Source organism: Vibrio sp. T20, from assembly GCF_007858795.1.
Lineage (GTDB): Bacteria > Pseudomonadota > Gammaproteobacteria > Enterobacterales > Vibrionaceae > Vibrio > Vibrio satsumensis.
The window spans coordinates 80,998-93,656 of sequence record NZ_VFEB01000126.1 but is presented as its reverse complement, the minus strand read 5'-3'; the positions used below and the strand labels follow the sequence as shown (position 1 = coordinate 93,656).

The window sequence follows — 12,659 nt, the reverse complement described above, 5'->3', positions numbered from 1 at the left end:
TCCGTCTCCCTCCACCATATTATCCTTAATTGGAAAATCGAAAAGCCAACTCATTGAGTTGGCTTTTTTCGTTTCTGAACGCTTTATTGGTAGCCCTGCCTTATCAAAGCTAAACTTGAAGCCGCTTCTGTCTAAGTTCAACACTTCAAACTTCTATCCGTCGATGTCACAACAAGATTGAATCTCTTGAAGATCACCGAGCGCTCAGTCTCTCCAGACTTCCATGTGGCGTTCACATACCAAGTAAGCAGCGCAGCCTAAGCAGTTTGTAGATACATGCTCCTCACACTCATCCGCTATTTGTTGTTTCTGCTGTAGTGGTATTTCAGGTTCTAGTATCAGCTCGAAAAACTCAGTCGTCACGATGAACACCTCTATCTTGGCTAGATACCCAAATTGAATATCTAAATAGCGTTCAGCCTAACTCACTGTTAGCACAAAATATCACTCTAAATAATTGTCGTGATGATACCGTTTTCTAACAACGCAAATATCTAAAGAGCCGCATCCTTCTGTAAGCCGAAGGTAAACGCCCTTCTTAAAATTTACAGTTCCAAACAACCGGACACAAAAAAGCCCCTACAGATTTCTCCGTAGGGGCTTTCAATAATCAAAGTAATATCTCGTTAACTCATTTTTGGTTAACTATAGAGATTAACCTTGAATACCAACAATTAGCCAAGGCGCATTGTCAGTAGTTAGATCGCGCTCTAAGTGCCAGATATCAGTGATATCTTCTTCGATGCCATCCGCAGTATCACGGTAACGACCACTAAACTGTAGGCTTAATTGTGCTTTGCTACCATCGTGGTCAGCACGAACGATTTCAGCATCAACGTACATTACGTCTGTATGCTGATCACCGTCTAGCTTGTTACGCTCAGCTTTTAGGTCTTCAAATAGGCTTGGAGACACGTACTCTTCAATCGTGTTTAGCTCGTTGTGGTTCCATGCACCTTGCAGTGTACGGTAGTGCTCACGAGAGCCATTGATGAAGGCCGCTTGATCAAAGCCCGGTGGGTAGTTATGTGGAACATCGCTTTGTGCACCAAAACCAAAGCCACCAGCAGTGCCTTGTGATTGAGGTTGTGCTTGCTCGAAGTTATGAACATTTGGCTGTTGCTGCTTTGGTTGTTCAAACTTGTTCTGACCCATGCCGCCGAATGCCGGCTGTTGGCCACGTGTATTCTGCTGATTCATAGAGCCCTGCTTCGCGCCTAACATTCCACGTAGGAACTTAAACGCTAGGAACGCAATCAGACCCATGATCAGAATATCCATAAACTGGATACCTTCAAATGCGCCACCAAAGAATGCAGCTAAAAGACCACCAGCAAGTAAACCACCTAGCAAACCGCCCATAAGGCCTTTTTTGCTTGAGTTAGCTGCTGTGTTCTTACCCGTTTGATCTTGTCGGATCGAATTCGTGTTTTGTTGTTTTGGTGCTGGAGCCGTTTTAAAGCTTTTGCCAAATGACTTACCACCACCAAACTTTTTCGCTTCCGCGATTGGCGTCACCGCGACTGTTACCAACAGGATCGCGACTAGTGAGAAAAATCGTTTCATTATTATCCTTTATAGGGTTCTTTATCTTTCGACACCTTAATCATACTCGTTAACAAAGAACAATGAAATATTCACGGCGTTTACACATGTATCATAATATTGCGGCTATTAATTGATTACTAAACTAGCGAAGGGATTGACGGCACTCAGGGGCAGCATTAAAATATTGAACGATGTTCATTTAATAGAAACTACTCATGGCAAGACGAAACGATCATACTCGAGAACAATTAGTGCAACTAACCTTAAAGACGGTGACCGACTTCTTAGAAGAGCACTCCTATCACGAGTTAAGTTTACGAAAAATTGCCAATATGATTGGTTATGTACCAAGCACCTTGGTGAATGTATTTGGTAACTACAACTTACTACTTTTGCACGTTGTAGCTCAAACATTAGATGAACTGACGTCAGAGTCCGCTGCAGCGGTTGAACAATCGAGCAACCCCCAACAAGCTCTATTCAACCTTGCATACTGCTACCACGATTTTGCACAAAAACACCCTCACCGTTGGCAGCTTATCTTTGAGCACAACATGAACGGTGAAAACCTTCCTGAATGGCAATCAAACCGCATCGATAGAATGACAGGCATGCTAGAGCAGCTGCTAGTAGCGATTGGCCCTGAACATACTAAAAGCGAAGTCGTTAAAGCCAGCCGTGTATTATGGTCTGGAGTACATGGAATTACTCTACTTAGCGTTGATGATAAGTTTTTCGCCGCTGAGCCAATTGATGGTAAAGAGTTGATCAATAACCTAGTCTCAAACTACTTAACCAACTGGTAATCATCCAAGGAAAGACAATGAACAACAGCAGCCAATCTTCGCTGTTAATGCAAAAAAGGTTCCTACCCTACTTTATTACTCAATTTCTAGGAGCCTTTAATGACAACATATTCAAAAATGTCCTGTTACTGTTTGTTGCTTTCGCTAGCGTAGACACGCTGCCTATTTCCAGTAATTTATTCATAAATTTGGCCGCTGGCCTTTTTATTCTGCCCTTCTTCCTATTTTCTGCTTTGGCCGGAGTCTTGGCCGATAAATACGAAAAATCTTGGTTCATTCGCAAAGTTAAACTCCTTGAAGTGGTGATCATGTCACTGGGGGCGATCGGCTTCATCTACGAAAGTTACGGAATACTGCTACTGCTTCTGTTTCTAATGGGAACACAAAGTGCATTCTTTGGCCCAGTTAAGTACGCCCTGCTTCCACAGCAACTAGAAACGAAAGAACTGGTATCTGGCAATGCGCTCGTCGAGACAGGTACATTCTTAGCGATTCTAATTGGAACTCTAGGTGCCGGTATTATTGCGTCTGAAGAAGAGGCGAAGCTCATTGCTGCGGTGTGTATTGTTTCATTCGCTGTGCTTGGCTATCTATCGAGCTGCTTTATCCCACAAGCGCCAAGCAATGCACCAGACCTGACAGTGAAGTGGCAACCTATAAAGCTCACCCGCGCAACACTGGCGATTGCCAAAAAAGACCGCCCAACCTTTCAAGCTCTGATGTCGATCAGCTGGTTTTGGTTCCTTGGTGCGGCTTACCTAACTCAGTTTCCAAACTTCACCAAACTGCACCTAAACGGCACAGAAAGCTCAGTCGCATTTTTACTGGCACTGTTCTCGGTAGGCATTGCGATTGGCTCTTTGGCTTGCGATAAGTTGTCTAATCATCGAATTGAAATTGGTATCGTGCCAATGGGCAGCTTAGGTATCTCGATCTTTGGCCTTTTAATGGCGATATCCATTCCAGAGTCTTTGCCTAACTTTAACTCTTTCCATCAGTTCGTGATGTATTCAGAGCTGTGGCCGCTGTTTGCTTATCTTCTACTACTGGGGATCTCTGGCGGTATCTTTATTGTTCCTTTGTATTCACTGATGCAATTACGTGCGAAACCAAATGAGCGTGCCCAAGTGATTGCAGGGCTCAATATTTACAATTCACTGTTCATGGTGGGAAGCGCAGTTTTAGGTATTGTTTGCCTTAGTGTTCTAGAGCTTTCAATTCCACAGCTGTTTGTGTTGCTCGCGTTGGGAAACACTTTGGTTATGCTGTACCTGTTTCACCAGGTGCCTATATACGCTTTCCGTTTCTTTACATGGGTAGTCACTCACACCATGTATCGAGTGAAGCATAAGAACTTACATCACCTGCCAGAAAAAGGTGGCGCATTGATTATCTGCAACCATGTGAGTTATATGGATGCATTATTGCTGAGCGCCGTTTGCCCTCGCTTGATCCGCTTTGTGATGGAAGAAGATTACACCAAGTTGCCGCCTATTCGACGTTTCTTGAAAAGAGCTGGGGTGATTCCAATCTCCGCAACCAACCGTAGCTCTATTCGAAATGCTTTTAAAGAAGTAGAACGCGCCCTGCATGAAGGCCACATCGTGTGTATTTTTCCAGAAGGAAAGCTAACCTCTGATGGCGAAGTGGCTGAGTTCATGCGTGGTATGGAGCTGATCATCAAACGTTCTCCTGTCCCTGTGATTCCAATGGCTCTCAAAGGATTATGGGGCAGTTACTTTAGCCGTTACAAAGGCCGTGCCTGCAAAGGATTACCCACTCGCTTCTGGACTAAACTAGAGATAGAAGCTGGCGAGCCTATTTCACCTAAAGAAGCCTCTTGTGAAACTCTTCGACAGTCGGTGTCCAATCTTCGCGGCACCTTACGCTAAATAACCTTTACCGTATTCATATCAACTGAACAAGCGTTAAGTTTTCCTTAACGTTTGTTCAATTCATTTAGACTTACTTATCATTTTATTGAACGTATAGTGGTCTCATTACAATAACGTCACTACAAAACAAGACTCTAAATACAATGAACCTAAAAAAGTCCGTTCCGTTTTATCTTGCTGCACTATTTTGCTTAACGCCCTGGGTCAGTTCCCCGACAGCCCTCGTTATCGGTTTCCTACTGGCTAGTTTAGGTTTAGTTCCTGAACACTTGGAAGTCGGTAAACTCACCAAGAAGTTACTGGCCTACTCGATTGTTGGCTTGGGGTTTGGCATTCAGTTTGAAAAAGCATTAGCGGTAACAGGCGATGGTATTGGACTCATTGTAACGACGATTATTGGTACATTAGTCATTGGTTGGTTCTTGGCTAAACAAATGGGGCTAGACCGCACAACAGGCTACCTTATCTCTTCTGGTACCGCGATTTGTGGTGGTAGTGCGATAGCAGCTGTGGCACCCGCGATCAAAGCAGACGATGAACAGATTGGCTTGGCGTTAGCCACTGTATTTGTGTTGAACTCGGTAGCTCTATTCTTGTTCCCGATGATTGGCCATGCGCTTGAATTAAGCCAACAGACTTTCGGTACCTGGGCAGCAATCGCGATTCATGATACTTCTTCAGTTGTTGGTGCAGCATCAGCTTATGGTGAGGAAGCACTGACTACCGCGACAACATTGAAGCTCGCTCGTGCACTTTGGATCATTCCAATTGCTTTGGTTAGCGCAATGATCTTCAAGAGCGATCAAAAGAAGATTACCGTTCCCTACTTCATTTTCTTCTATTGCGCAGCTATCGCGGTTAGTGACCTATTGCCACAGTTTGAGATGGTGTATCAGGGGATCTTTGATGTGTCTAAACGTGCGTTGGTTGTTTGTCTATTCTTAATTGGTTGTGGCATCTCTGTCGAGAAACTGAAAGCGGCTGGGCCAAAGCCATTGATGTTTGGTATTTCGATGTGGGTGATGATTTCTACAGGTTCGTTAGCTTGGTTAACCCTCGCTTAATCTCGCGAAAACTGAATCGCTCGCAAAAATAGCGAACAACAAAACAAAAAGGCAAAGCTCGTATGGGCTTTGCCTTTATCGTTTGTTATCGATATTGATCAAACTACTATTCAAACAGGGGCTTATCACTCTTATTGCTCTCTCTTTTCATTAAAACAAGTACCACAACCAACACAAATGCGGTGAGTTCAGCCAACGAGCGAGTCAACCCTGACGAAGTGACCGCTTGGCCTATCTGCAGTAAAACCGCAATGATGAGGGCAATTTTCATAATAAGACCTTATTCTATAATCCGTTATTTGTATGGCTTATTATGATGGATGGTTATAAAGATAATAAATTCTGTTTTGAACTATCTAATTGCTAAATTAACTAACCTAGCGTAACTGCCCCTCTAACCACTTAATAAAGGTTCTTACCTTAGGACGTTTTTCCGTGCCTAACGGGCAGATTAAGTCATACCCTTTGTCAGTATCCATACTCGGATAAGGCGTTATGAGCTCACCAGTCTCAATGTACTGCTTAACAAAATGATAGCGCCCCATCGCGACACCGATATTGCTGAGGGCACTTCTTACGCCCATATCCCGGTGGCTCACGCAGTAAAATTGCTCAAACAAGTTCACATCCAAGCCATGGTGTTTAATCCAACGCTGCCATACATCTGATCCTAGTGCATGAATGAAATTAATCCGGTGCAGCGATTCTAAGCCATCATCAAAGATGTCGTGCTCAGCCGCGTAACTCGGTGTACACACCGGAATATACTTTTCACCAAACAGGCGCTGTCGATGCATGTCTTTGAGATCTTCAGCACCATAGTAAATGGCGACATCGAGATGATTTTGATGAAAATCCTGCTCTTCTTGCGAGAAGATGTTGAGATTAAACTTTGGGTATCGCTGTTTAAAATCAGCCAATCTTGGCAGTAACCAACTGTTGGCAAATGCAGGACTAGTACCGATATTGATCTGTCCATACAAGTCTGTGTTGGTAATGTCTTCGATCTCACCAAAAATAGAGCTTAACGACTTGGATAACGTTCGTTGAAAACGCTGGCCTTCTTCAGTCAGTTCCAGTTTACGAGTCCCTCGCACAAACAAGTTAAATCCGAGTTCACCTTCTAACACTTTGATTCGATGGCTAACGGCTCCCTGAGTCAGATGCAACTTTTTCGCCGCTAGCGTAAAGCTCATTTTCTCTGCAGCAACATTAAAAGTATGAAGATTTCTAAGTAAAGATTGATGGTTAGCCATACGAACTCATGCATTAAAAATTTTAATTCATACTACTACCCGTTTCGTTTGTTTGCATTAAGAAATAAGTTTTTAATAGCCGAAGTTACTTAAAACCCTGCCTCGTTCAATCTTTGACTCCATACGTTGACGAGCAGAAACATTAAAAAAATTAATTACAAACTTAGGGGCACATATGAATATACTCGGGTATATGCAAAAAGTAGGTAAGGCATTAATGGTTCCCGTAGCCACACTGCCAGCTGCAGCAATCCTTATGGGGATCGGCTATTGGCTGGATCCTGTTGGTTGGGGTTCAGAAAGCATCTTAGCCGCATTCTTGATCAAATCTGGTGGTGCGATCATCGACAACATGGCAGTTCTGTTCGCGGTGGGTGTCGCATTTGGTTTGAGCCGAGATAAAAACGGCTCAGCCGCATTGTCTGGTTTTGTGATGTTCCTCGTCGTCACCACGCTACTTGCTCCAGGCTCTGTCGCTCAATTAATGGATGTTGAACTAAGTGAAGTGCCAGCAGCATTTGGCAAAATCAGCAACCAATTTGTGGGTATCATAGTAGGTATCATCTCAGCAGAGATCTACAACCGCTACTCAACCGTTGAACTTCCTCAGGCTTTGGCGTTTTTCAGTGGTAAGCGTTTGGTTCCTATCCTGACTTCAATCGCAGGTATGGCTCTCTCTTTTGCTCTACTATACATCTGGCCAGCTGTTTATGACGCTCTGATCGTTCTAGGTATAAAGCTAGAAAGCATGGGCGCAGTTGGCGCCGGTCTGTTTGGTTTCTTCAACCGTTTGTTCCTATCAGTTGGTATGCACCACGCACTTTACCCTGTGTTCTGGTTCGACGTTGTAGGCATTAACGACATTCCAAACTTCCTAGGCGGTGCACAATCTATCGCTAACGGTACGGGTATTCCGGGTAAAACAGGCATGTACCAAGCGGGCTTCTTCCCTATCATGATGTTTGGCCTACCAGCAGCAGCATTGGCGATGTACCACTGTTCTGATGCGAAAAATAAGAACCAAGTATTCGCTATCATGCTTGCGGCGGCTATGGCTTCATTCTTCACAGGTATCACAGAGCCGCTTGAGTTCAGCTTCATGTTCCTTGCTCCGGTACTGTTCCTACTACACGCTGTGTTAACAGGTTTGTCGCTTTACATTGCGGCAAGCATGGAGTGGATGGCAGGCTTCGGATTCTCCGCTGGCTTCGTTGACCTAGTACTATCAAGCCAAAACCCACTAGCGGTTAACTGGTACATGCTACTGGTTCAAGGTGTAGTGTTCTTCGCACTTTATTACTGCATTTTCCGCTTCGCTATCATCAAGTTCAACCTACGCACTCCGGGTCGTGGTGAGGAAATGGAAGCAGAAAGCGAGACTGCATCTCCTGAAGCATTAGTTAACCTAACCAACAACTACATTGAAGCGATTGGTGGTGCTGACAATATCCTTGAAGTCGATAACTGTATTACTCGCCTACGCCTAACAGTAAAAGACTCATCAATCGCCGACAGTGACAAACTGAAGAAACTGGGAGCGGCAGGTGTGGTTCCGGTGGGTAAAGGTGGACTGCAAGTTATCATTGGCTTAGGAAAAGTGGATAAGGTCGCAGAACAAATGAAGAAGGCACTCGCTTAACACGGCACCTTTGATGACAAGATAAAACAATAAGAATTTGTGATGGCTTCACCACCATCACAACCCCCTGAAGCGCAATTACGACTAGTCACCGTGTATTGCGCTTCGTTTTATTTAGGGCGAACCTCTTGTAACCACTGTGCTAATCCCGCTCTCGATACCTTGATGCCTAGTTGTTCTTGCTCTGGCATGCGGTAGTACTCGATCGGGCATTTAAACCGCTCTAGGCTTCCTTGTAGTTGCTCTGCAAACCACTCTTTGGTTGGCATTTCATCACAGTCAACAATCGCAACGGGTCTAAAGCCAAATTCACTGTCTTCAACGGGTATGATAAAGGCTTGCTTAACCTCAGGCAGTTGACTGAGTGATCGCTCAATTTCTTCACAGTGAATATTCTCACCGCCAGAAATAAACTGATTGTCGGCTCTGCCAATAATCGACACTTGCTCTCCATTCCATTGACCAAGATCTTTACTATCAAACCAGCCATCATCATCCACCAATGGAGTTAAAGTGCCTTGATAGTAGTAACCAGAAGCGAGGGTATTGCCTCCAATATAGATACGTTGGTTTTCAATTTTCAATTGACGATGATTCAGCACAAAACCGGCGGTGTTTTTGGCATCAACGGGCTTAGCTGTCACGGTTGAAGCCGCTTCTGTCATGCCGTAGCCAAGCCATGTTTCGATACCCATTTGTTGAGCCTCAAGCCCTAGCGCTTCTGGAATATGACTACCACCTAAAAGCACATGAGTTAAAGTAAGTGCTTGCTTACCCTTTAATAACCTATGCAGTTGCGTAGCAACTAACGAAGCATGGCTACAACCTTCAATGTCTGATTCAAGCTTACCAGAACCTATTTTTATACAGCCACCAGCAACGAGCCAACGATGAACAACCGCCAGACCAGATACATGGTACATAGGTAAACTCAGCAGCCACGTATCACTGCCTTTAAATTGGAAAACATCCAATAACCCGGCAGCAGAACATAGGTGCTGCTCAAGTGTGTGAGCCACCGCTTTCGGGTTTCCGGTAGAGCCCGAAGTAAATACGATACTCGCGAGGTTTTGAGGATTGAAATAAGAAAGTTCTGACGTTGCTGCTGGTTTGTCATCAACATTCAAGTCACTCAAGCAAGGCAATGTAAGTAACTGAGTGTTTGGTTCAGCAATGTCTGATTGATTTAAACCACTACTTTCTAACAACCATAGATAACGCCTAGCCGACGGCCTATAAAGCGATTCAAGCTTTTGTACTAAGCGAAGTGATGGCTGAGGCATAGTGAACGCGCAAAGCACGCCTAGGTTCAGTGCCGCTAGATAAACGGGGAGTACTTCTGCTTGGTTCCTACCAACAATGGTCAACACGTCGCCTTCCAAGAGGCCTTGTTCTGATAGCTGTTGTTGGTAATCACTCACTAACGCCACAACTTGCAGCCAAGTATAAGCGCAGTTGGGAGTAACGAATGCTGTTTGATGTGGGTTCTGCTGCGCCCACTGTACCCAAAGCGGGTGATGATTAGATTGTGGGCGCATCATAAGATAACCAAGTTATAGGTTGAAAACGGTCTAAGCCAATCGAACGATCAGCCTAAGAAGACCAAATCAGTTGCTGCTGTTCAAGAGTAGCAACAGGAAGCTGGCAACCCGGCCATGAAACTTCTAACTGTTGCTGATACAAACCAATCGTATCAAGTCCCGGTACTTCATTAGGCAAGTACTGCTGTGCTAATCGCGCAATCTGAGTTAAGCCAAGGCTAGACTCAATACTTGAGCTTAGAACCGGCTTAATACCAAGCTGCTCCGCACGCTCAATGATTGCAACACAACGCTCTACTGAACCAATCAAGGTTGGCTTGATCACCACAGCCTTAACACCCGTTAAGTCGCTTAAATCAAATTCAGGGTTACGCACCGCTTCTTGCAGAGTTTCGTCCCAAGCAATCGCCACACCGTGGTCAATAGCAAAAGCTAAGCTGTCTTCTGGCTTTTGGCAAGGTTCTTCAATAAAGCTAATACGCTGACGCAGTGACGGCGAAATGTACTTAATGAACTGCTTCGCTTTTTCTGGCTTCCACGCACGGTTGGCATCAAGCCTTAGAGTCAAATCCGGAATCGATTCAAGAAATAAACTAACAAGCATGCCATCACGAATCGCTTCATACAGGCCGACTTTCACTTTCGCGACTTTCTCACCTTCCATCTCATTCAGCACCGGAATCAGTTCATCTGGATCTCCGGTACACAAAGGTGCCGCTTGGTAGTTACCTTCAGTGTTGAGTTCGCCTCGTAATTCCATCATCGCCATCGAAAAACCGAAGGCAACAGAAGGATATAGCTCATTAAAAGGCGTTTGAGGGTTGTTGTGACTCCAAAGCTCTAATTCATGTTGGAGCTGAATACCGGCTTGTTCGGCATCTTCTTGACTGAAGCCCGGCAGAGGTGCAACTTCGCCAAAACCAGTTTTACCGTCACACTCAAGTTGGATGATATAGCCAACACGTTCGTTCAACTTATTATCACGAAGAACCACTCCACTATCCATAGGTAATTGATAACGGTAGAGTTTAGCGTGACGCTGAGAATTCACTGAGTTCATAAAGTTTCCTAAAAAACGGGGAACATCAAAACAAAACGAGCCGCTATTAGCGACTCATTTTTAAGAGGAGAAAGACTATGGATTACGCGGGAACTTGTCGAAGTCCGGTCGACGTTTTTCGTTAAATGCGTTGCGGCCTTCTTGGCCTTCCTCTGTCATGTAGAACATCATGGTTGCGTTACCAGCCAACTCTTGTAGACCAGCTTGACCGTCACAGTCTGCGTTCAGTGCAGCTTTCAGGCAACGCAGTGCCATTGGGCTATGTTGAAGAACTTCACGACACCAACGAACGGTTTCTTTTTCTAGGTCAGCGACAGGAACAACGGTGTTCACTAGGCCCATATCCAATGCTTCTTGAGCATCGTAGAAACGACATAGGAACCAGATTTCGCGCGCTTTCTTCTGGCCAACAATGCGAGCCATGTAAGAAGCACCCCAACCGCCATCGAATGAACCCACTTTAGGACCCGTCTGACCGAACTGGGCGTTTTCAGCTGCAATAGTAAGGTCTGCCATCATGTGAAGTACATGACCGCCGCCTACTGCCCAACCCGAGACCGCTGCGATAACTGGTTTTGGACAAGTACGAATTTGACGTTGGAAATCAAGTACGTTCAGGTGGTGTGTACCTGAGTCATCTTGATAGCCGCCGTAGTCACCACGAATACTTTGGTCACCACCAGAACAGAATGCCTTCTCACCAAGACCCGTCAAAATGATCACGCCTACTTTCTCGTCGTAACGAGCGTCAGCCAGTGCATTAATCATCTCTTTTACGGTTTGTGGACGAAACGCATTGTGGACTTGAGGACGCGCAATCGTGATTTTCGCAATACCATCGTCAGACTTGTGGTACTGAATATCTTCATATTGACTGCTTTCATCGCTCCAGTTAACTGCCGCGTAAAGTTCTTCTTCTGTGATGCCTACTGTTTTAGCCATGGTGATTCCCATTGTTCTATTAGAGACCACGACTAACGAGTAGTCGTGACGGTGTTGCTCTGCTTTTGATAGTGCTTGATACGAGAGAACCGCTCAGTCAGATTAACGACGACTGGCGATACATTGGATTATCAGGTTAGAAAACAGCTCGGGTTGCTCAAAATGAACATTATGACCCGCGTAATCCACCTGACTATATTCAAAGCCACTATTCTCAGCTAGCTCCATGAATTTACGATCTTTTTTTCCACATACATAATGCAATAAATGCTCATGAGATTTCAATGTGGCACGTAAATCCGGTTGCTTAGCTAACGAAGTAGATAACAACATATTTGCTACGGATACACCAAGGTTACCACTACGCTTTATGACCAAAGTTTGTCTTTGCTCATGATTTAGTGAAGAAAAGACGCTTTGTTGATACCAATCGTCTAAAACATCTTCAATCGACTGCTGTGCAAAGCGAACAGCCCACTGCGTATCATGTACTAACCTTTGTGCTCTTTCTTCATCACATTCCAAGCCAAAGTTGCCACCTTCAATGATGACTTTCTCTAGATTGAGCGTCTCAAAGCAAGGGCTTGTCACCCCATACATTGCAAGCCTTCCGCCCATAGAGTACCCAATCACTACGATAGGGTAATCGGCAGGAAGATCGTTGAGCGCCAGTTGAGATGTGATGCACTGGACAATTTTCTTGCAGCAATGATCAAACCCTACTGGATCGATAAAGCGACTTTGTCCATGTCCGGGTAAATCTATGCAAAGGAGAGGAAAGTCCTCGAGGAATGGATGACATGCACTCCAATCATCCCCGCTTCCGAGTAAACCATGTAAAAAAACAAGCAAAGGTTTGTCAGAAGAATCTTGTACAGCTGGGTAATAATTGGAGTAAAGCATGTAAA

The 12,659-nt window shown here is 44.7% G+C and carries 11 protein-coding genes; 4 read left to right on the top strand and 7 right to left on the bottom strand.

The annotated features are described in order from the left end of the window. Window positions 1–654: 654 nt before the first annotated feature. Window positions 655–1,566, bottom strand: coding sequence for a Tim44 domain-containing protein (locus FTW16_RS15425; protein ID WP_146491730.1), 912 nt, complete (start codon window positions 1,564–1,566; stop codon window positions 655–657). Window positions 1,567–1,763: 197 nt separating this feature from the next. On the opposite strand from FTW16_RS15425, the gene FTW16_RS15420 reads away from it, so the two are divergent. The 3 genes from FTW16_RS15420 (at window position 1,764) to FTW16_RS15410 (ending at window position 5,313) form a co-directional block, all read left to right on the top strand. Further along, the gene (locus FTW16_RS15420) at window positions 1,764–2,354 is read left to right on the top strand and encodes a TetR/AcrR family transcriptional regulator (RefSeq protein WP_146491729.1); all 591 of its coding nucleotides are present in this window, start codon (window positions 1,764–1,766) and stop codon (window positions 2,352–2,354) included. Between the two features lie 17 nt (window positions 2,355–2,371). Then, entirely contained in the window at window positions 2,372–4,246 is a 1,875-nt protein-coding gene (locus FTW16_RS15415; protein WP_146491728.1) for an MFS transporter, read from the top strand. A gap of 146 nt (window positions 4,247–4,392) precedes the next feature. Then, entirely contained in the window at window positions 4,393–5,313 is a 921-nt protein-coding gene (locus FTW16_RS15410; RefSeq protein WP_146491727.1) for a YeiH family protein, read from the top strand. A 106-nt stretch (window positions 5,314–5,419) separates the two neighbouring features. Here FTW16_RS15410 and FTW16_RS24545 read toward each other — a convergent pair whose 3' ends face one another. Then, window positions 5,420–5,584, bottom strand: a complete 165-nt coding sequence (locus FTW16_RS24545) for a hypothetical protein (protein WP_186728075.1) — start codon at window positions 5,582–5,584, stop codon at window positions 5,420–5,422. 106 nt (window positions 5,585–5,690) lie between these two features. Then, window positions 5,691–6,569, bottom strand: a complete 879-nt coding sequence (locus FTW16_RS15405) for a LysR substrate-binding domain-containing protein (RefSeq protein WP_146491726.1) — start codon at window positions 6,567–6,569, stop codon at window positions 5,691–5,693. Between the two features lie 193 nt (window positions 6,570–6,762). On the opposite strand from FTW16_RS15405, the gene nagE reads away from it, so the two are divergent. Then, window positions 6,763–8,208, top strand: a complete 1,446-nt coding sequence (gene nagE / locus FTW16_RS15400) for an N-acetylglucosamine-specific PTS transporter subunit IIBC (protein ID WP_186728077.1) — start codon at window positions 6,763–6,765, stop codon at window positions 8,206–8,208. Window positions 8,209–8,318: 110 nt separating this feature from the next. On the opposite strand, the gene menE is transcribed toward nagE, so the two are convergent. The 4 genes from menE to menH all read right to left on the bottom strand — a co-directional run bounded on the left by menE (window position 8,319) and on the right by menH (window position 12,654). Next, window positions 8,319–9,749, bottom strand: a complete 1,431-nt coding sequence (gene menE / locus FTW16_RS15395) for an o-succinylbenzoate--CoA ligase (RefSeq protein WP_146491725.1) — start codon at window positions 9,747–9,749, stop codon at window positions 8,319–8,321. 52 nt (window positions 9,750–9,801) lie between these two features. After that, the gene (menC, locus tag FTW16_RS15390) at window positions 9,802–10,809 is read right to left on the bottom strand and encodes an o-succinylbenzoate synthase (RefSeq protein WP_146491724.1); all 1,008 of its coding nucleotides are present in this window, start codon (window positions 10,807–10,809) and stop codon (window positions 9,802–9,804) included. Between the two features lie 75 nt (window positions 10,810–10,884). Next, window positions 10,885–11,751, bottom strand: coding sequence for a 1,4-dihydroxy-2-naphthoyl-CoA synthase (gene menB, locus FTW16_RS15385; protein WP_017060170.1), 867 nt, complete (start codon window positions 11,749–11,751; stop codon window positions 10,885–10,887). Between the two features lie 102 nt (window positions 11,752–11,853). Further along, entirely contained in the window at window positions 11,854–12,654 is an 801-nt protein-coding gene (gene menH / locus FTW16_RS15380; RefSeq protein WP_146491723.1) for a 2-succinyl-6-hydroxy-2,4-cyclohexadiene-1-carboxylate synthase, read from the bottom strand. Window positions 12,655–12,659 lie beyond the last annotated feature (5 nt).